At 68.3% G+C, this 19,376-nt stretch carries 21 protein-coding genes; 13 read left to right on the top strand and 8 right to left on the bottom strand.

The features are described from left to right. Positions 1 to 113 precede the first annotated feature (113 nt). A complete protein-coding gene (locus ACFVJS_RS00195) occupies positions 114 to 1,376 on the bottom strand; it encodes a TetR/AcrR family transcriptional regulator (RefSeq protein WP_378876197.1) in 1,263 nt (420 codons plus the stop codon). A 107-nt stretch (positions 1,377 to 1,483) separates the two neighbouring features. Here ACFVJS_RS00195 and ACFVJS_RS00200 point away from each other — a divergent pair, with 107 nt between their 5' ends. Beyond that, the gene (locus tag ACFVJS_RS00200) at positions 1,484 to 3,277 is read left to right on the top strand and encodes an ABC-F family ATP-binding cassette domain-containing protein (RefSeq protein WP_378876199.1); all 1,794 of its coding nucleotides are present in this window, start codon (positions 1,484 to 1,486) and stop codon (positions 3,275 to 3,277) included. 102 nt (positions 3,278 to 3,379) lie between these two features. Here ACFVJS_RS00200 and ACFVJS_RS00205 read toward each other — a convergent pair whose 3' ends face one another. Next, a complete protein-coding gene (locus tag ACFVJS_RS00205; protein ID WP_378876201.1) occupies positions 3,380 to 3,868 on the bottom strand; it encodes a MarR family winged helix-turn-helix transcriptional regulator in 489 nt (162 codons plus the stop codon). Between the two features lie 108 nt (positions 3,869 to 3,976). Here ACFVJS_RS00205 and ACFVJS_RS00210 point away from each other — a divergent pair, with 108 nt between their 5' ends. The 4 genes from ACFVJS_RS00210 to ACFVJS_RS00225 all read left to right on the top strand — a co-directional run bounded on the left by ACFVJS_RS00210 (position 3,977) and on the right by ACFVJS_RS00225 (position 6,084). Further along, positions 3,977 to 4,774: a methyltransferase domain-containing protein gene (locus ACFVJS_RS00210; RefSeq protein ID WP_378876203.1), complete on the top strand. Its 798-nt coding sequence runs from the start codon at positions 3,977 to 3,979 to the stop codon at positions 4,772 to 4,774. After that, the gene (locus ACFVJS_RS00215; RefSeq protein ID WP_378876205.1) at positions 4,774 to 5,151 is read left to right on the top strand and encodes a VOC family protein; all 378 of its coding nucleotides are present in this window, start codon (positions 4,774 to 4,776) and stop codon (positions 5,149 to 5,151) included. The genes ACFVJS_RS00210 and ACFVJS_RS00215 overlap by 1 nt, the downstream gene beginning before the upstream one ends. A 149-nt stretch (positions 5,152 to 5,300) precedes the next feature. Beyond that, complete coding sequence (locus ACFVJS_RS00220) at positions 5,301 to 5,567, top strand: metal-sensitive transcriptional regulator (protein ID WP_008362591.1); 267 nt, start codon at positions 5,301 to 5,303, stop codon at positions 5,565 to 5,567. Positions 5,568 to 5,616: 49 nt separating this feature from the next. Then, positions 5,617 to 6,084, top strand: a complete 468-nt coding sequence (locus ACFVJS_RS00225) for a hotdog fold domain-containing protein (protein ID WP_378876208.1) — start codon at positions 5,617 to 5,619, stop codon at positions 6,082 to 6,084. Positions 6,085 to 6,145: 61 nt separating this feature from the next. Here ACFVJS_RS00225 and ACFVJS_RS00230 read toward each other — a convergent pair whose 3' ends face one another. The 4 genes from ACFVJS_RS00230 to ACFVJS_RS00245 all read right to left on the bottom strand — a co-directional run bounded on the left by ACFVJS_RS00230 (position 6,146) and on the right by ACFVJS_RS00245 (position 9,496). Further along, on the bottom strand, positions 6,146 to 7,033 hold the full coding sequence (locus tag ACFVJS_RS00230; protein ID WP_378876210.1) for an amino acid ABC transporter permease: 888 nt from the start codon (positions 7,031 to 7,033) through the stop codon (positions 6,146 to 6,148). Further along, complete coding sequence (locus ACFVJS_RS00235; protein ID WP_378876213.1) at positions 7,030 to 7,722, bottom strand: amino acid ABC transporter permease; 693 nt, start codon at positions 7,720 to 7,722, stop codon at positions 7,030 to 7,032. Before ACFVJS_RS00235 ends, ACFVJS_RS00230 begins: the two co-directional genes overlap by 4 nt. Before the next feature lie 107 nt (positions 7,723 to 7,829). Then, positions 7,830 to 8,642 (bottom strand): glutamate ABC transporter substrate-binding protein, encoded by an 813-nt coding sequence (locus tag ACFVJS_RS00240; RefSeq protein ID WP_378876215.1) that lies wholly within the window; start codon positions 8,640 to 8,642, stop codon positions 7,830 to 7,832. A 77-nt stretch (positions 8,643 to 8,719) separates the two neighbouring features. Beyond that, entirely contained in the window at positions 8,720 to 9,496 is a 777-nt protein-coding gene (locus tag ACFVJS_RS00245) for an amino acid ABC transporter ATP-binding protein (RefSeq protein WP_378876217.1), read from the bottom strand. A 157-nt stretch (positions 9,497 to 9,653) separates the two neighbouring features. Between ACFVJS_RS00245 and miaB the strand changes: the two genes are divergently transcribed. Next, positions 9,654 to 11,156: a tRNA (N6-isopentenyl adenosine(37)-C2)-methylthiotransferase MiaB gene (miaB, locus tag ACFVJS_RS00250; RefSeq protein WP_378876219.1), complete on the top strand. Its 1,503-nt coding sequence runs from the start codon at positions 9,654 to 9,656 to the stop codon at positions 11,154 to 11,156. Between the two features lie 107 nt (positions 11,157 to 11,263). Next, entirely contained in the window at positions 11,264 to 12,196 is a 933-nt protein-coding gene (locus tag ACFVJS_RS00255) for a zinc metalloprotease (RefSeq protein WP_378876222.1), read from the top strand. An 83-nt stretch (positions 12,197 to 12,279) separates the two neighbouring features. On the opposite strand, the gene ACFVJS_RS00260 is transcribed toward ACFVJS_RS00255, so the two are convergent. Next, positions 12,280 to 12,840, bottom strand: coding sequence for a hypothetical protein (locus ACFVJS_RS00260; RefSeq protein WP_378876224.1), 561 nt, complete (start codon positions 12,838 to 12,840; stop codon positions 12,280 to 12,282). Between the two features lie 260 nt (positions 12,841 to 13,100). Continuing rightward, positions 13,101 to 13,292, bottom strand: a complete 192-nt coding sequence (locus tag ACFVJS_RS00265) for an antitoxin (RefSeq protein WP_378876226.1) — start codon at positions 13,290 to 13,292, stop codon at positions 13,101 to 13,103. Between the two features lie 152 nt (positions 13,293 to 13,444). Here ACFVJS_RS00265 and miaA point away from each other — a divergent pair, with 152 nt between their 5' ends. The 6 genes from miaA (at position 13,445) to ACFVJS_RS00295 (ending at position 19,371) form a co-directional block, all read left to right on the top strand. Beyond that, entirely contained in the window at positions 13,445 to 14,344 is a 900-nt protein-coding gene (gene miaA / locus ACFVJS_RS00270; protein WP_378876228.1) for a tRNA (adenosine(37)-N6)-dimethylallyltransferase MiaA, read from the top strand. Next, entirely contained in the window at positions 14,341 to 15,282 is a 942-nt protein-coding gene (locus ACFVJS_RS00275; protein WP_378876230.1) for a helix-turn-helix transcriptional regulator, read from the top strand. Before miaA ends, ACFVJS_RS00275 begins: the two co-directional genes overlap by 4 nt. Next, positions 15,279 to 15,908 carry a pyridoxamine 5'-phosphate oxidase family protein gene (locus ACFVJS_RS00280; RefSeq protein ID WP_378876233.1) on the top strand — a complete coding sequence of 210 codons (630 nt, stop codon included), beginning with the start codon at positions 15,279 to 15,281 and terminating at the stop codon, positions 15,906 to 15,908. The genes ACFVJS_RS00275 and ACFVJS_RS00280 overlap by 4 nt, the downstream gene beginning before the upstream one ends. Further along, positions 15,908 to 16,759 (top strand): diaminopimelate epimerase, encoded by an 852-nt coding sequence (dapF, locus tag ACFVJS_RS00285; protein WP_378876235.1) that lies wholly within the window; start codon positions 15,908 to 15,910, stop codon positions 16,757 to 16,759. Before ACFVJS_RS00280 ends, dapF begins: the two co-directional genes overlap by 1 nt. Positions 16,760 to 16,840: 81 nt before the next feature. After that, positions 16,841 to 17,617, top strand: coding sequence for an SDR family NAD(P)-dependent oxidoreductase (locus ACFVJS_RS00290; protein WP_008362565.1), 777 nt, complete (start codon positions 16,841 to 16,843; stop codon positions 17,615 to 17,617). Between the two features lie 122 nt (positions 17,618 to 17,739). Then, positions 17,740 to 19,371 carry a VWA domain-containing protein gene (locus tag ACFVJS_RS00295; protein ID WP_378876238.1) on the top strand — a complete coding sequence of 544 codons (1,632 nt, stop codon included), beginning with the start codon at positions 17,740 to 17,742 and terminating at the stop codon, positions 19,369 to 19,371. Positions 19,372 to 19,376: the final 5 nt, after the last annotated feature.

A 19,376-nucleotide genomic window follows, 5' to 3' on the forward strand; every position in this document is an offset into this window, starting at 1 on the left:
GAAATGTTGGATAAATCTCATTCCTGACCTGCGGAAATAGATGACACGGCATACATTTCGATGCGTTTTCGACCGTTAGCGTCGTAGATCGGCTGTGGATCTACGGTAGTAGGTCAGTGGCTTATCTGTGTATGAAACGGCGTCGCCGTGACCAGTCGCGCCAGCAGGTCCGAGGTCGTGGCCGGTGGCATGTCGGCGCTGTCGAGCGCCTCGGCGAAGAGAAGTCCGTCTGCGATCACGAGCAGGAGCGCGGCCATCTCGTCGGCGTGGTCCGGCCCGTTCTCGCCGAGGGCGCCGCGGAACCAGCCCGCGAAGTCTGCTCGCGCCTGGAGGCGTACGGCGAGGAACCGGTCCCGGCCGGGAAGTGGCTCGGGACGCTTGGGAAGCACGAGCATGAGGCCGATGCGCAGGAACGGTGGCAGCCGGCGGAGGCTGGCCACCAGGGGCGTCAGCATCCGGGGGAGCTCGGTGGAGCAGTCGCAGTCCGCGCGCGGGGGCTGCCAGGAGGACTGCGCGCCCTGCCAGGCGCGGTAGGAGTCGTCGACCGCCGCCGAGAACAGGTCGTCCTTGTTCGCGAAATGCCAGTAGACCGAGGAGGCCGGGAGCCCGGCCGCCGCGCAGATCCGGCTGATCGAGGCGCCCTCGTAGCCGCTCTCCGCGGCCACCTCCAACGCGGCCGCGACCAGCTTCTCGCGGCTGCCGCTCCTGCCCTCGTACGTCACGGGCGGCAGCTCCACGGCCGCCGGCGTCGCTGCCGGGTCCTGCTTGCGCAGGTGGTTCGCGATGGCGGCCAGGCCGTCGGCGAGCCGTTGCCGGAGCGGGTCGAGCTCGGCGTACTCATCGGTCTGGACATGGATGAAGAGACCGTCGTGGGCGGCGAGGGTCAGCCGGGCGAGGGTCTCGATGTGGGCGGGCGGAAGGTCGACCGCCTCGGACCACCACAGCTCGAAACCGGCCAGGGTCTGGGTGCGGATCTGGAGGAAGCGCTGGCGCGGGCCGTCGCCGACGGTCGGTCCGGATTCGAGGGCGAGCATCAGGCCCATCCGCCACCAGTCGGCCTCGGCGTCGCGGGTGTCCGAGGTCGTCCGCCGCAGGTTGGCCAGCAGGCCTTCGCGCAGGTTTCCTCGGCTGGGCGTCTCCTCCCAACGGGGGACGGCCCGGTGCCAGCGGGTGTAGCCGTGCTCGAGCGCCTCGGCGAGCAGCTGGTCCTTGTTGGGGAAGTGCCAGTAGAGGGAGGACGGCGGCAGACCGGTGGCGCGCCGGACCAGCGCCATCGTCGTGCCGACGTAGCCGCGCTCGGCTGCCAGCCGGAGCGCTGCTTCGAGGATCATCTGACGCGAGCCCTGGGTGTGCTCGCGGAGCGTCTTCTCGACCATTGCACGGAGTCTAGGCAGGTCAGGGGCGGTTCGTCCGCCCGGTGTGCCGCTGGGTGGCCGCCGCGATGCAGGCCGGCTCACCGCCCTCGGGGACAATGGGAGGCGATATGGCGAACCTTCTCAACCTCGAGCACGTCTCCAAGGCCTACGGCATCCGGCCCCTCCTCGACGACGTCTCCCTCGGTATCAACGCCGGTGACCGCGTCGGCATCGTCGGCCGTAACGGCGACGGGAAGACGACGCTGCTGCAGGTGATGACCGGCCTGGAGGAGCCTGACTCCGGTCGCGTCTCGCGCCAGCGTGGGCTGCTCGTGGGGTTCCTGCACCAGGGCGACCACCTCGTGGACTCCCACACCGTCCGGGAGGCGGTGCTCGGCGGGCGCTCGGACCACGAATGGGCGGCTGTGCCTGCGCTTCGGGAGATCGTGGAGCAGCTCCTGGCCGGGATCGATCTCGATCGTTCCGTCATGGGTCTCTCCGGTGGTGAGCGTCGCCGCTGTGCCTTGGCCGAGCTGCTGCTCGGTGAACACGACCTGATCGTGCTCGACGAGCCCACCAACCACCTCGACGTCGAGGCCGTGGCCTGGCTCGCCTCCCACTTGGCCGCGCGCACCTCGGCCCTCGTCGTGGTCACCCACGACCGCTGGTTCCTCGACGCGGTGTGCCAGTTCACCTGGGAGGTGCACGACGGTCAGGTCGACGCCTATGAAGGTGGTTACGCCGCCTTCGTGCTGGCGAAGGCGGAGCGGCAGCGACAGGCGGCCGCCTCCGAGGTACGCCGCCAGAACCTGGTCCGCAAGGAGCTGGCCTGGCTGCGTCGCGGCGCCCCGGCGCGTACGTCCAAGCCGAAGTTCCGCATCGACGCCGCCAATCAGCTCATCGAGGACGTACCTCCGCCTCGAGACCGCTTCGAGCTGCAGAAGTTCGCCACCCAGCGGCTCGGCAAGGACGTCATCGACGTCGAGGACGTCGACCTGTTCCGCGGCGAGCGGCAGCTGCTCTCGCACGCCACCTGGCGGATCGGTCCGGGAGACCGGATCGGCATCGTCGGCGTCAACGGCGCCGGCAAGACCTCGATGCTGTCGTTGCTGGACGGCACCTTGGCGCCTGCGGCGGGAAAGGTACGCCACGGCCGCACCATCGCGCTGCAGCACCTGACCCAGCAGCTCGACGACCTCGACCCCGACGCTCGGGTGCTGCCGACCGTGGAGTCGATCAGGCGCGTCACCAAGACGACCGACGGCCAGGAGCTCTCGGCGACCTCCATGCTGGAGCGCTTCGGCTTCACCGGCGACAAGCTCGTCACCCGCATCGGTGACCTCTCCGGCGGTGAGCGCCGCCGCTTCCAGCTGCTGCGTCTGCTCCTGACCGAGCCTAACGTCCTGCTGCTCGACGAGCCCACCAACGATCTCGACATCGAGACCCTCAACGTCCTCGAGGACTTCCTCGACGCCTGGCCCGGCACGTTGATCGTCGTGTCCCACGACCGCTACTTCCTCGAGCGCGTCACCGACTCCATCTGGGCGCTCCTGGGTGATGGCCAGATCTCCATGCTCCCGCGCGGCGTCGACGAATACCTCGAGCGACGTCTCCCGATCCCTGCCGAGCCGTCGGTTCCGCAGGCCGAGGCGTCACCCACGTCGGCCGAGACGTCATCTGCAGGCCCGGCCAAGGCCAAGGCCGGCTCGGCCGAGGAGCGGGCGGCGAAGAAGGTCATCGCCCGGATCGACAAACAGCTCGAGCGGATCGGTGAGCAGCAGCAGAAGCTCGAGCTCGCGATGGCCGAGGCCGTCAACGACTACACCCGGCTCGCCGAGCTCAGCGCCGAGCTCGACCAGCTCGCGGCGGAGAAGGACGAGCTCGAGCTGGAGTGGCTCGAGGCGGCTGAGGTGCTCGAGTAGCAGCCCACGGCTGCTGTAACACGTCGTTCGTGGGACTACTCGCCCTATTCGAACGACCGGATGGTCCTACGAACAGCGTGTTACAGCGCGCGTGGAGACCGGTCAGGCCGAGAAGGGGGCCAGCAGGCGGCGCAGCAGATCGGTCAGCTGGCTCTTCTGGTCGGCAGAGAGCCCGTCGAGGAACTCCCGCTCGGCCGCGAGCAGGGCTTCGAAGGCGCTGTCGACGGTCGCCTTGCCGTCGGGGGTGAGCCGGACGAGCACGCCGCGGCGGTCGGCCGGGTCCGGGAGTCGCTCGACCAGGCCGCGGGAGGCCAACCGGTCGACCCGGTTGGTCATGGTGCCGCTGGTCACCAGGGTCTCGCGTAGAAGCCGGCCAGGGGAGAGCTCGTAGGGGTCGCCCGCGCGTCGCAGTGCGGCGAGCACGTCGAACTCCCACGACTCGATCCCCGAACCGGAGAACGCGTCGCGCCGAGCGAGGTCGAGGTGGCGTGAGAGGCGGGAGAGACGCGAGAAGATCTCGACGGGACCCAGGTCGAGATCGGGCCGCTCATGTGCCCAAGCCTCGCTCAGGTCGTCGACTTCGTCGCGCATGCGTCGAGCCTAGCCCAAGTCCGCCTCATCGAGAATCTTGACATCGAGACAAGTCGGGAGGACGATCGGAATATCTTGACGTCAAGAGAAATCGAGAGGACGTACGCCATGACCGCATGGGATCCCGAGCGCTATCTGACCTACTCCGATGAGCGCGGTCGGCCGTTCGTCGACCTGCTCCGCCGGGTTTCCGCTGACCGGCCGAGGTCGGTGGTCGACCTGGGCTGCGGTCCCGGCAACCTGACCGCGCTCGCGGCCGGGCGCTGGCCGGAGGCCGGGGTCGTCGGGGTGGACTCCAGTGCCGCGATGATCGACAAGGCGCGCGCGACCGTCGATGGCGTCGACTTCGCGGTGGCGGACCTTCGTGACTGGGCTGACGCGTCGGTGCCCGGGTCTGTTGACGTACTCCTCTCCAACGCCACCCTCCAGTGGGTCCCGGGTCACCTCGAGCTGCTGCCGTCGCTCGCCCGTGCGGTGAGCGACGACGGATGGTTCGCCTTCCAGGTGCCGGGCAACTTCGGCGAACCCAGCCACCGGCTCCGCGAGGAGCTGGCCGCCGAGGAGCCCTATGCCGACCACGCCCGCCATCTCGAGGCTCCGGGGTCGCACGATCCGGCCGACTACTTCGACGTGCTGGCCGGAGAGGGTTTCGAGGTCGATGCCTGGGAGACGACGTACCTGCACGTGCTGACCGGCGCTGACCCGGTCTTCACCTGGATCGCCGGCACGAGCCTGCGGCCCACCGCTGCTGCCCTGGAGAAGGCGGGGCTGTTCGAGCCGTTCGCCGAGGAGCTCAAGAACCGTCTGGCGCAGGCCTATCCGGTACGAAACGATTCCGTAGGAAACAGTTTCGTCCTGCTGCCGTTCCGTCGCGTCTTCGTGGTCGCCCGCAGGCAGGCTGCCTGATGCGCATCCATCACGTACAGGTCGGTATGCCCGCTGGCCGCGAGGACGAGGCGAGGACCTTCTATGCCGACGGGCTCGGCCTGACCGAGGTGCCCAAGCCGGCCAAGCTCGCCAAGCGAGGCGGCGCGTGGTTCCGCTCGCCCGGCGGTGCGGAGATCCACCTCGGGGTCGAGGATCCGCACCGGCCGCAGGCCAAGGCCCATCCCGCTCTGGCTGTCGGGACCGAGGCAGAGCTCGAGGCGCTGGGGTCGAGGCTCGCGCGACTCGGCTTCGACGTCGACTGGAGCCAGCGTCGCAACGCCGACGGATTCGAGCGCTTCCACGTCCGTGACCCGTTCGGCAACCGTGTCGAGGTCGTGTGGCCGGTGGCCATTTAGCACGAACTTCTGGCCCATGTAGGCGAAAACGGGAATCAGGCAAAAAGAACCGTAACGCCAACTGGTCTGGACCGTTGTCCCCCGGGGGATACAACAACGAGCCAGGAATGATGCCAGAAACGATGGAAGGCAAGACTTTGACTGACGACGTGACCGTCCCCCAGCCTCGGGACGCGGAGACGACGAGCGTGGTCAATCGAGTCCGCCGGGCTCAGGGCCAGCTCGGTGGCGTGCTCCGCATGATCGAAGACGGCCGTGAGCTCGCCGACGTGGTCGGCCAGCTCAAGGCAGTGACTCGGGCCCTCGACAAGGCGGCGTTCGCGCTGCTCTCCAACGAGCTGCGCCGTGCGCACGCCGACGGAGACCGCCCGGAGCAGATCGAGGAGCTCGAGAAGGTCTTCCTCTCCCTCTCCTGATCTCGGGCCAGGAGAGGGGAGGGGGTTACCCTCGGGTAACCTGACCGCCATGAGCCAGCTCTACGACCTCTGGAAGTCCTTCACCCGCGTGCCGGTTGTGGGCAAGCGAGCATTCTCGGTCGCCTTCGCGAAGAAGGCGCCCTACTTCGGGTCCATCCACCCGCTGGTCAACCAGCTGCGACCCAACTACGCCGAGGTCGTCGTGCCCAACCGCAAGGGCAACCACAACCACATCGGGACCGTGCACGCCATCGCGCTGTGCAACGGTCTCGAGATGGCGATGGGTGCCCTTGCGGAGGTCACCATCCCCCGCGACAAGCGCTGGATCCCCAAGGGGATGACCGTCTCCTACACCGCCAAGGCGACCTCCGACATCACCTGCATCGCGGAGACCGACCAGGAGGACTGGGACACCGCCGATGGCGACCTCGCCGTTCGGGTCAAGGGCATCCGCGAGGACGGCACTGTCGTCATCGAGGGCACCATCAACCTCTGGGTGACCCCGAAGAAGAAGTAGGACCGCGTACGCAACGGCCCGCCGCCCCGAGGGGCAGCGGGCCGCTGTCGCGTCTCCTCCGTCAGGCAGCTCCGCCCGGCATGCCGGCGGCCGTGGCGGTCTGAATCTCCGGGTCTTCCGCCGTGCCAACCGGCCCGGCGGTGTGGCCCACCCGTCGTGTACGAGCCTCGATCCAGTTGGCGACCAGACCCAGAATCGTGTTCAGGACGATGTAGATGACTGCCACCACGATCGCCGCAGGTATCAGGTTGTGGAAGTTGCCGTCCAGCTTCGTGACCTGGTTGAGCAGCTCGCTGTAACCGAGCACGTAGCCCAGTGCGGTGTCCTTCAACAGCACCACGAGCTGGGCGATGATCGCGGGCAGCATGGACCGAACCGCCTGTGGCAGCAGGATCGTACGCATCACCTGGCCCGGAGTCAGGCCGACGGCGACGCCGGCTTCCTTCTGGCCCTGCGGCAGTGCGTGAACGCCGGCGCGGATGATCTCTGCGATCACCGACCCGTTGTAGAGCATCAGACCGAGCACAACGGCCCAAAAGATGCTGGTCGGTGTGATCCCGAGCGCGGGCTGCATGAAGTAGATGAAGAACATCAGCAGCAGCATCGGGATCGCACGGAAGAACTCGACGACGACAGCGCACGGGATGCTGATGATCTTCAGGTCTGAGAGCCGCCCGACTGCGAAGACGAATCCGAACGCCAGTGCAAGCACCGAGCCGACGGCGAACGCGCTCAGCGTGCCGATCAACCCGGGGATCAGCAGGTTGTTCCACACGTCGGCGTCGAGGAACGGCGTCCACTTCTCGCTCTCCCACTGGCCGGTCTCCTCGAACTTCGAGTACACCAGCCAGGCGATGACCCCGAGTGCGGCCAGGGCGACGCTTGAATAGACCCAATTGAGGGCCTTGGCGCGAGGGCCGGGAGCGTCGTAGAGAACAGAGGCACTCATCGGATCACCGCGAACTTCTTGGACGCCCAGCCGGCGAGAAAGCCGACCGGCAGGGTCAGGATCATGAAGCCGATCGAGAAGATGATGAAGATCAGCACGATCTGGTCGGCCTCGTTCTCCATCATCGTCCGCATCTGGCCGGAGGCTTCGTTGACGCCTGTGGCGGTGACGACTCCGATGGTGACGGCCACCGTGGTGTTCTTGATCATCGCGATCATGACGCTGGCCAGAGGGTTGAGCACCGACCGCAGTGCCTGGGGGAGGACGATCAGGCGGAGGTTCTGGGAGAAGGTGAGGCCGATCGCCCGAGCTGCCTCGGCCTGGCCGAGCGGCACGGTGTTGATTCCCGAGCGCAAGACCTCACAGACGAACGTCGAGGTGTAGATCGACAGCGCCAGGACCGCGAGCTGGAAGTTCTGCTCGTTGAGCGGAGCGTCTTGGCTCGCGCCCAGCTTGAGCTGGTAGAAGAGCCCGAAGAGAGCAAAGAACATCACCAGCGTCAGCGGGGTGTTGCGGAACGTGTAGACGACTGCGGAGCCGACCCAGCGCAGCACCGGGACCGGGGAGACCCGGAAGACGGCGAGAACGACGCCGAGCAGGAGCGCGAACAGGCCGCTGAAGACGGCGAGTCTCAGGGTCAGCCCGAACGCTTCGAGGATGGCCGACCCATACTCGGAGAAGAGGTCCATGAGGTCCTTCCAGGAGTTGCAGAGTGCATCAACTCACGCCGAGTCGGCGCAGTACGGTCCGCGCTTCGCTGCGGTCCGTTTGCGCCGACTCGACCTTCGCCGAACGCTCAGTAGCGGTCGACCGTCGGCGGTTCCGGCAGTTCGTAACCGGAGTCACCGAGGTTGTCGTTGAACGCCTTCTCCCAAGCACCGTCCTCGAAAGACTTCTCGATCAGGTCGTTGATCTTGTCGCGGTCCTCGCTGCCCTTGGGCAGGCCGACGCCATAGTTCTCCTCGGAGAACGGCTGGCCGACGATCTTGAACTCACCGGGGAACTCGTTGGCGTAGCCGGCGAGAATGATGTCGTCGGTGGTGAGAGCGTCGATCTGGCCACCCTGAAGAGCGGTGATGCACTTGCTGTAGGAGTCGAACTCCTGCGGCACCGCGCCGTACTCGTCCTTGACCTTCTGGGCGGAGGTGGAGCCGGTGACGGAGCAGATCTTCTTGCCCTTCATGTCCTCCGGACCCGCGATGGAGGAGTCGTCGGCGCGGACAAGGAGGTCCTGGCCGGCGACGTAGTAAGGACCGGCGAAGTCGACCTCGGCCTTGCGCTCGTCGGTGATCGAGTAGGTCGCCAGGATCATGTCGACGGTGCCGTCCTTGAGGAAGGTCTCACGGTTGGCGGACACCGCCTCCTTCCACTCGATCTGGTCCTCGCTGTAGCCGAGACCCTCAGCGATGTAGGTCGCCATGTCGACGTCGAAACCGGAGTAGGTGCCGTCGGCGTTCTTGAAGCCGAGGCCGGGCTGGTCGAACTTGATGCCGATCTTGATCTTGTCGCCGCCGGCGTCGGTGCCGGTGTCGTCGCCGCCACCACAGGCAGCAAGCGAGCCGGCGAGCGCGAAGGCGCCCACGGCCGCGGCGATCTTCTTGAACTTCATCGAATCCACCTTCTGGGATATGAGTGTTGGTGCGTTGCAGGGTTTCGCGAGCTCAGGGGCTCACCCGAGACGTACGTTCAGTGCTTGAGGATCTTGCCGAGGAAGTCCTTGGCGCGCTCGGACTGCGGGTTGTCGAAGAACTCGCTCGGCGTGTTGGACTCGACGATCTGGCCGTCGGCCATGAAGACGACGCGGTCGGCGGCCATCCGGGCAAAACCCATCTCGTGGGTGACCACGATCATCGTCATGCCCTCCTTGGCGAGGCTGACCATCACGTCGAGCACCTCCTTGACCATCTCCGGGTCGAGGGCGGAGGTGGGCTCGTCGAAGAGCATCACCTGCGGCTTCATCGCCAGCGCTCGGGCGATCGCGACGCGCTGCTGCTGGCCGCCGGAGAGCTGAGCCGGATACTTCGCCGCCTGGGCGCCCACGCCGACGCGGTCGAGCAGCTTCTTCGCCTCGGCCTCGGCGTCGGCCTTCTTCAGCTTGCGGACCTTCATCGGGCCCAGCGTGACGTTCTGCAGGATCGTCTTGTGGGCGAAGAGGTTGAAGCTCTGGAAGACCATCCCGACCTCGGCGCGCAGCTTGGCCAGGCCCTTGCCCTCCGCGGGCAGCTCCTTGCCGTCGAGCTTGATCGTCCCGGAGTCGATCGTCTCCAGTCGGTTGATCGTGCGGCAGAGGGTCGACTTCCCCGAACCCGAGGGCCCGATCACCACGACGACCTCGCCACGCTTGATCTCCAGGTTGATGTCCTGGAGCACGTGCAGGTCGCCGTAGTGCTTGTCGACATGGTCGAGCACCACCAGGGCGTCTCCCGAAGGTGCGCTGGTGGGTTCTGTGTCAAGCACGGTCATGCCGCAGACCTAACCACATCCTGCATTGCACATCCATGACTTGGCCCCCGGTATCGGTTACAAGCGGATAACCAACAAGATTCAGTACGCCGGCAGCGAGCGTCGTCCGCGCTGGATTCCTCCGCGCAGCCCCTGCGGTCGTACGCTTGAGGGCGCTATGACTACGTCGATCGCCTCTGGCTCCGCAACGGCCCGTACGTACGAAGTCCGCACCTACGGCTGCCAGATGAACGTCCACGACTCCGAGCGCCTCTCCGGGCTGCTCGAGGACGCGGGCTACCTCAAGGCGGCCGACGGCACGCAGGCCGACGTGGTCGTCTTCAACACCTGCGCGGTCCGGGAGAACGCCGACAACAAGCTCTACGGCAACCTCTCCCACCTGGCCCCGATCAAGGAGGCCAACCCCGATCTCCAGATCGCCGTCGGCGGCTGCCTCGCGCAGAAGGACCGGGCGACGATCACCGAGAAGGCGCCGTACGTCGACGTGGTGTTCGGGACCCACAACATCGGCTCGCTCCCGGTGCTGCTCGAGCGGGCCCGGGTGCAGGAGGAGGCCCAGGTCGAGATCCTGGAGTCCCTCGAGGTCTTCCCGTCCACGCTGCCCACCAAGCGCGAGTCGGCCTACGCCGCCTGGGTGTCGGTGAGCGTGGGCTGCAACAACACCTGCACGTTCTGCATCGTCCCGAGCCTGCGGGGCAAGGAGAAGGACCGGCGCCCGGGCGAGATCCTCGCCGAGATCGAGGCGCTGGTCGCCGAGGGCGTCACCGAGGTGACCCTGCTGGGCCAGAACGTCAACGCCTACGGCGTGGAGTTCGGCGACCGGCAGGCCTTCTCGAAGCTGCTGCGCGCCTGCGGTGAGATCGAGGGGTTGGAGCGCGTCCGGTTCACCAGCCCGCACCCCGCGGAGTTCACCGACGACGTCATCGAGGCGATGGCCGAGACGCCTAACGTGATGCCGTCGCTGCACATGCCGCTGCAGTCCGGCTCCGACCGGGTGCTGAAGGCGATGCGGCGCTCCTACCGGTCGACCAAGTTCCTCGGCATCATCGAGCGCGTCCGAGCGGCGATCCCGCACGCGGCGATCACCACCGACATCATCGTCGGCTTCCCGGGTGAGACCGAGGAGGACTTCCAGGCCACCCTCGACGTGGTCCGCGAGTCGCGCTTCGCCTCCGCTTTCACGTTCCAGTACTCCAAGCGGCCCGGCACCCCTGCCGCCGACCTCCCCGACCAGATCTCGCCCGAGGTCGTCAAGGACCGCTACGGCCGGCTCGTCGACCTCGTCAACGAGATCGCCTACGAGGAGAACAAGAAGAACGTCGGACGTACGCTCGAGCTGCTGGTCGCCGAGGGGGAGGGCCGCAAGGACTCCTCGACGAACCGGCTCTCAGGCCGTGCCCCGGACAACCGGCTGGTCCACTTCGTCGCCGCCGGCGCCGAGGGCGTACGTCCCGGCGACATGGTGAAGGTCGAGATCACCCGTGCGGCCCCTCACTATCTGATCGCCGACAAGCCGGTGCTCGAGGTGCGGCGCACCCGTTCCGGTGACGCCTGGGAGGTGCGGCAGGGCCGGACCGAGCCCGAGGCGCGTTCGGTGGGGCTGGGCATGCCGTCGATCGGCGTACCCGCTCCGCTGCCGGCGGCGCCGGCCTGTGGCTGATCATGCGGTGACGCGTTACCCGTACAGCAAATTCTCCGTAACTCCGTTCCGCCGGGCGGTATTCCTGCTCTAGCCTGAGTCAACTTGTCTCAGGAAGGGATACCCCCATGTCGATTCCCAAGCTGGCCAGCAGAGCAGCGGCGATGGGCGCGCTCGGCGTGCTCGTGGCATCAGGCCTGGCGGCCGCTGCGCCCGCGTCCGCGATGCAAGCGGCAGGAGAAGGTGGTGCCTGCTTCGACCCGCACGAGGTCGGAGCGGCCCGTGTCGCCGAAGGCGCCAAGCAGGTACGCGACACCAACCATCTGACGGCGAAGCAGGCCGACGCCAAGGAGAAGGCGCTCAGCGACGCGCTGGCGGCGAAGGGGAAGAAGGGCGGCAGCGCCACTCTCGGCCCGACGACCATCCCGACCTACATCCACGTCATCCAGGAGGACGCCACCACCGGTGCCGTCCCGCAGACCAGCATCGACGCCCAGATCGACGTGCTCAACGCGGCGTACGCAGGCACGCCGTTCTCCTTCGAGGTTGCCGGCCAGGACACCACGATCAACCCGGCGTGGTACCCGATCATCTCCGGCTCTGCCGGCGAGCGGGAGATGAAGTCGACGCTGCGACAGGGCGGCGACAACGCGCTCAACATCTACATCGGCGAGATCGACGACGGCCTGCTGGGCTGGGCGACCTTCCCGGCCAAGAACATCTCGTCGCAGGACGGTGTGGTCATCCTCGGTGAGTCGATGCCGGGCGGCTCGGCGGCGCCGTACGACGAGGGTGACACCGCCACCCACGAGGTCGGCCACTGGCTGCACCTCTACCACACCTTCCAGGGTGGCTGTCACGGCAAGGGCGACCACGTCGCCGACACCCCGGCCGAGGCGGCGCCGGCCTTCGGCTGCCCGGAGGGGTCGGACACCTGCACGGCTCCGGGCCTCGACCCGATCCACAACTTCATGGACTACACCGAGGACGCGTGCATGGACGAGTTCACGCCGGGTCAGGTGCAGCGCATGATCGACGGCTGGGTGGCCTACCGCGCCTGATCTGATCACGCGCCCCAGAAGCGCCGAGCGCCGGGTCCCGTGCGGACCCGGCGCTCGATCTGTGTGCGATGAGCAGAACTGAATCAGTACTGCGACTGCTCCTGGTCGCCGCCGAAGCCACCCTCGGACTGCTCGCCGCCGAAGCCACCCTCGCTGGAGCTCTCGGAGCCGTAGGAGGAGCCCTCGGACTGCTCCTGGCCGCCGCCGAAGCCGCCCTCGGACTGCTCGCCGCCGCCGAAGCCGCCCTCGGACTGCTCGGAGCCGTAGCCACCCTCGCTCTGGCCGCCCTCGGAGCCGTAGCCACCCTCGCTCTGGCCGCCCTCGGAGCCGTAGCCCGCACCGGACTCCTGGCCGCCGCCGAAGCCACCCTCGCTCGAGCCCTCGGACTGCTCGCCGCCACCGTAGGAGCTGCCCTCGTTGGACTGCTCGCCGTAGGAACCCTCGGACTGCTCGCCGCCGCCGAAGCCGCCCTCGGACTGCTCGGAGCCGTAGCCACCCTCGCTCTGGCCGCCCTCCTGGCCGCCGAAGCCGCTCTCGTTGGACTCAGAGCCGTAGGAGGCGCCCTCGTTGGACTCCTGGCCGCCGAAGCTGCCCTCCTGGCCGTAGTTCTGCTGCTCGTCGCTGTTGCCGTAGTTCTCAGACATATTGGTCCACACTTCCGAGTAGTTGTGATCGGACCGGATTCCGAACATGCCGACGCACGTCCGCCCCCGGTTGCCTCATTCGGTGAGCCACGCGAATGAGACGGTCTAGACCGTTCCATGTGACGGCACGGATAGCAACAGGTCCGTAACAGTGTTTCGGAAAAAGCCACGCAAAATGTCAACCGGGTGTAAGGCGAACGAAACGCGAGGCGGGGAGCAACCCGGTGTGGGTCGCTCCCCGCCTCGATGCGTGGATGGCCTCAGTTGCCGTCCAGCTTCTCCGCCTCGTTCTTGGCGGCCTCGACGCCCTGGTCGATCTGGTCGCTGAACTTGCCACCGGTCTTCTCGTCGGCGAACTCGCCGGCCTTGTCCAGGCCCTCGCCGACCTTGTCGGCGCCAACCTTGTCGATGCCCTGCTGGGCGAGGTCCTTGGCCTTGTCCAAGAAGCTCATGCTTCCCCCTCGTGGTCGGTGGCTCCCCGTATGAGCCAACTAGCGGTCAGACTAACCACATGGAGTACGACAGCAACAGGGGGACACGCGACCTGAATAGTTCACATGAACTACGCGGCTCGGGATCTTTTCCTCGGTCCGTCACCCCGATCGTGGCTGTCGTCGGTGCCACCGCGGCGGGCAAGACGTCGCTCTCCCTGGACCTCGCCGAGACCCTGGGTGGCGAGATCATCAACACCGACGCGATGCAGGTCTACCGCGGCATGGACATCGGCACCGCGAAGCTCCCGGTCGCCGAGCGCCGCGGGATCCCACACCATCTGCTGGACCTCCTCGACATCGCCGAGCCGGCCTCCGTCGCCGACTTCCAGAGCCTGGCGCGCGAGCGGATCGCCACGCTCCGCGAGGCCGGGAAGACACCCGTGCTGGTCGGCGGCAGCGCCCTCTACACCCGAGCGATCCTCGACCGCTTCGAGTTCCCGGGGACCTCGCCCGAGGTGCGCGAGCGGCTCGAGAAGGAGCTCGAAACCGCAGGTGAGAAGGCACTTCATGACAGGCTGCGAGCCCTGGACCCGGTGTCGGCCGAGCGGATCGAGATCGACAACGGTCGTCGCGTCGTACGCGCCCTGGAGGTCATCGAGCTGACCGGAAAGCCGTTCAGTGCCCGGCTGCCCGAGCAGGTCTACGAGGACCCGGCCTCCATCCAGATCGGCGTCGACATCTCCCGAGAGGCCCTGGACGTACGCATCCGGCAACGCGTCGCGGAGATGTTCGAGGCCGGGTTCGTCGACGAGGTGGCCCGGCTCCTCGAGGAGGGCCTGGGGCGGTCGCGGACGGCGGCGAAGGCCATCGGCTACAACGAGGTCTCGGCGCACCTCTCCGGGGAGATGACCCTGGAGGAGGCCATGGAGCGGACCGCCATCAGGACGCGACAGTTCGCGCGGCGTCAGGACGCCTGGTTCCGCAAGGATCCGCGGGTCGTGTGGGTCTCATATGATGATCCGTCCCGTCTCGAGAAGGCCGTCGCGGCCGTGCGGGCGGTGGCGTTGTGAGTGAGCAGGTGCGCGACCGTCTGCGGGAGCTGCTGGACGCAGTGCTCGAGGGCGCCGACGACGGAGAGCCGCGCACGCTGGCGCAGATGGCGGGGGACGCCTACACCTCGCCCTACCACTTCAACCGGCTCCTCTCCCGCGGCACGGGCGAGCCGCCGGTGGCGATGCGGCGGCGGGTGATGCTGGAGCGCGCCGCCTGGCAGCTGAAGCACGGCGGCACGGTGACCGAAGCTGCCTGGGCCGCCGGCTACGAGTCGGTGGAGGGCTTCTCCCGGGCCTACGCCAAGGCCTTCGGGCACCCGCCGAGCACCCCCGTGGTCAGCCACTGGCTGCCGGCGCCGAACGGGATCCACTTCCATCCGCCCGAGTCGCTCTGGGTCGACTCCCAGGAGCGGGTGCTCGCGCCGCTGACCGAGCAGCTGGTGATGCACGACCTCGACGACACCCGGGCGCTGCTCGACCTCGCCAAGGGGCTGTCCGAGGAGGTGCTCACCGGGGTGCGGCTGCCGGGTCACGAGGTGCTCCCGTGGGACGGCCCGGAGGAGTCACTCGTCCAGGTCCTGGAGGCCACGGTGTGGTCCAAGGAGTGCTGGGTCGCGTCCATCGAGGGACTCTCGATGCCCGTACGCAGCCGCACCGGCTCCGTGGTCGCGCTGATCGAGCGGCACGAGGCCGTCGCGGCGCGCTGGCTGGCCGTCGTACGCGACATCGAACGCCGCGGCGCCTGGGAGGACCGGCTCGTGGACGCTCTGTGCGAGCCGCCGGAGAGCTTCCAGATGGGGTCGGTGGTCGCCCACGTCCTGACGTACGCAGCCCACCGGCGCCTCCTGGCCCGGATGATGCTCCGGATGGCCGGTGTCGAGGTCGACCGAGGTGACCCGATCGACTGGCTGCGGGCTCGCCGGGGTGAGGTGCCGCCTCGTACCCTTGGGCCGTGACCCCTACCTGGACTGAGATCAGCACGCTCGAGGAGCTCGTCGGCGTGGTCGGCACCCCGCACGAGCGGGCGGTGACCAAGGGCCGCCCGGCGCTCCTCGACATCGACCGGGAGTGGCTCGCCGCGACACCGTTCTGCGTGCTCGCGACCTCCGACGCCGACGGCAACTGCGACGCCTCACCCAAGGGGGACCCGGCCGGCTCGCTGGTGCACGTCATCGACGACACGACGATCGCGATCGCGGAGCGACCGGGCAACAAGCGTGTCGACGGCTACCGCAACGTCCTCTCCAACCCGCACGTCGGGCTCAACTTCCTGATCCCGGGCCGTGGGGACACGCTGCGGATCAACGGTCGCGCCCGACTGGTCTCGGAGGCGCCGTTCTTCGACGAGATGGTCGTGAAGGGCAAGCGGCCGATCCTCGCCCTGGTCGTCGAGATCGACGACATCTTCTTCCACTGCGCGAAGGCGTTCCTGCGCTCGGGGCTGTGGGACCCGGAGACCTGGAACCCCGACCACCTCCCCAAGCGTGCGGTCATCGCCAAGCAGGTCGAGAACGACCCGCGCACGCTGGCGGAGATGGAGGACTACTACCGCACCGACGTCTACTCGAAGTACCTCTACTGATGACCTACTCCTACCTGAAGGGCCACGGCACGGAGAACGACTTCGTGCTGCTGCCGGACCTCGACGGATCGGTGCACGGCTCCCTCTCCGACGAGGAGATGGCCGCGCGCGTCCGGGCGCTGTGCGACCGCCGGGCCGGCATCGGCGGCGACGGGATCCTGCGGGTGATCCGCACCGCCGCCTACACCGGTGCGGACCGGCCGGCGAGCGACGCCGAGTGGTTCATGGACTATCGCAACGCCGACGGCACCCTGGCCGAGATGTGCGGCAACGGCACCCGGGTCTTCGCCGAATACCTGCGCTCGGCCGGGCTGGCCCGCGACGAGGTCACCTTCGCCACCCGTGCCGGCGACAAGACCCTTCGCGCGGAGGGGGACGTCTGGACCGCCGACCTGGGCTCGCCGAAGGTGCTCGGGACGACCCAGGTCACCGTCGCCCACCACTTCTGGTCGGCCTGCAACGTCGACATGGGCAACCCGCACGCCGCCGCCGAGGTCGAGTCGATCGACCCCCACGGGCCTGTTGGCGACCTCTACGACTCCCCGGTCTTCGACGAGACGGTCTACCCGCACGGGGTCAACGTCGAGTTCTTCGAGCGCGTCGCCGAGCGTCACGTCGCCATGCGGGTCTACGAGCGGGGCGCCGGCGAGACCCGCTCCTGCGGCACCGGTGCCTGTGCGGTGATGGTCGCGGCCGCCGAGGCCGACGGGCTCGCGATCGCGCGCGATGCTGACGTGACGTACCGGGTGGATGTGCCGGGCGGCACCCTCCAGGTGACCTGGACGACCGACGACCGCGTTCTGCTCACCGGACCGGCGATCCTGGTCGCTGAGGGCACCACCTCCCTCTGACCGGGCCTGACCGGGGTCCGACCGCGAGATGGTTAACGGGTATTCACCATCGTGAGGGCGGTCACGTCTATGGTGCTGCCCATGGAGTTGACTGATAGCACAGCGATCGTGACCGGAGCGGCCAGCGGGATCGGGGCGGCGACGGCCCGGGCACTGGCGGCCAAGGGTGCGACGGTCATCGTCGCGGACATGCAGAAGGACAAGGGCGAGGCCCTGGCGGAGGAGATCAAGGGGCTGTTCGTGCCCGTTGACGTCACCGACACCGACCAGATCACCAACGCCGTCGAGAGGGCCGTCGAGATCGCGCCGCTGAAGGCCGTGGTGAACTCGGCCGGCATCGGGTGGGCGCAGCGCACCATCGGGCGTGACGGCCAGATCGGGTCGGCGCACGACCTGGATGCGTACAAGAAGGTCATCGCGATCAACCTGATCGGCACCTTCGACATGTGCCGCCAGGCGGCGACCTACATCAGCCGCAACGAGCCCGACGCCAACGGTCAGCGTGGCGCCATCGTCAACCTGGCCAGCGTGGCCGCCTTCGACGGCCAGATCGGGCAGGTGTCCTACTCCTCGTCCAAGGGTGGCGTCGTCGGCCTCACCCTCCCGCTCGCTCGCGACCTCGCCGCGGTCGGCATCCGGGTCAACACCGTCGCCCCGGGTCTGATCGACACCCCGATCTACGGCGAGGGCCCGGAGGCCGAGGCATTCAAGGCCAAGCTCGGCGAGAGCGTGCTGTTCCCGCACCGCCTCGGCGTGCCGGAGGAGCTGGCCAGCATGGTCGTCGAGTGCCTGACCAACGACTACATGAACGGCGAGACGATCCGCGTCGACGGCGGCATCCGGATGCCACCGAAGTGACCGCACGCCACTGAGGTAACCGGACGCAGGTAGTACCCCGACGGCTGGCGCACCGCTAATGTGTGCGCCAGCCGCAGTCCGTTTCAGACCGTTCCGCGGATGTCGGAGCTAGGGGAGTTCGCATGTCCGAAAAGGAGGGCACGAGTACGTCCAAGGCGCTCGCGATCATCGAGCCGGACGAGCCCACCGGGCCCTCGGGGCCGAGCGAGCCCGCGCAGGAGCCGCGGTTCACGCGCGAGACGATCGGTGTGATCGCCGGGGCCGCGGGCGTGCTGGCGGTGTGTCTGCTCGCGACGGCACTGGTCGCCAACGGCAAGGCGAGCCCCAGCGATGACCGCACGTGTCTGGGCCCACAGATGACGGTCGCGGTGGCACCCGAGGCAGCCGCCGTCGTCCGCAACATCCTCGAGGACGCCGGCTGCAGCCAGATGGAGGTGAAGGCCACCAAGACCGACCGGGTCCTCCAGCCGATGGCGCTCGGTGGCGAGCTGCCCGACGTCTGGATCCCCGACTCCTCGCTCTGGCTCGAGCGGGTCACGCCCGCCGAGGAACCGGTGAAGCTGCGCGACTCGATGGCCTCCTCCCCGGTGGTGCTGGTCTCCGGCGACGGGCTCACCCGCACCTCCTACACCGAGGCCTTCGCCGAGGACGACCTGCTGCTCGGCGATCCCCAGCGGATGATGAGCGCGCTCGGCACCGTCGTCGCGGGCCGGGCGAAGCCAGGCGGCGAGGCCAGGCTGGAGCCGTACGCGGAGCGGATCGCCTCCGGCGCGGAGGCCGCCGCACCGGACGACTCGGCGCGTCTGGCCGAGCTGCAGACCACGATGAGCGGGGTGACCGCGACGAGCGAGCAGCAGTGGTCGACGTACGCGCCGATGCTGAAGGCGGCCGCGCCGAAGGAGGGCACGGTGGTCCTCGACTACCCGGTCCTGATCACCGCCGACTCCTCCCGGCGCAACGCGATCGCCTCCACGATCACCAGCTTCGCCCGGGTGCTCGACAGCCACGCCGCCGACACCGCCCTGACCCGGGCCGGGTTCCGCACCGCCGGTGCCGGCAAGCCGTCGCCCAACGTCGGCGCATACACCCGGGTCGAGCAGGCCGCCGTCACGAAGGCCGCCGCCGACTGGAACGCCAAGCTGCGGCCACAGCGGGCGATCGCGGTCGTCGACGTCTCCGGCTCGATGGGCTGGCCGTCCGCGCCCGGAAGCACGACGACCCGTCTCGAGCTGACCCAGGCGGCCGCGTCGAAGGCCGTCGAGCTCCTCCCCGGCGGCGCCGCAATCGGGCTGTGGGCCTTCTCCGAGGAGACCGAGGGCACCCTCGGTGGCGACCACGCCGTGCTGGTCCCGACCCGTCAGCTCGCCTCGAACGGCCAGCGTACGCAGCTGACCGAGGAGATCGCCGGGCTCACCGCTCGCACCGGCGGCGGCACGTCCCTCCACGACACCGCGCTCGCCGCCTACCAGGCCGCGGTCACCGCCTACGACCCGCTCGCCTCCAACACCGTGCTGCTCTTCACCGACGGCACCAACGACGATCCGGACTCGATGGATCTCGCCGAGCTCCTACGTCAGATGGAAGCCGCCTCGGACCCGAGCCGGCCGGTCCGCGTCCTGGGCATCGGGATCACCGCCGACGCCGACCTCGACGCGCTCCAGGCGATCGCCGACGCGACCGGCGGGGAGGCGTACGTCGCCGAGCGGCCGGAGGACGTCGGAACCGTCCTGCGGGAGGCGCTCAGCCAGCGCTGAGGGCC

The organism is Nocardioides sp. NPDC057772 (assembly GCF_042798075.1).
Classification (GTDB): domain Bacteria; phylum Actinomycetota; class Actinomycetes; order Propionibacteriales; family Nocardioidaceae; genus Nocardioides.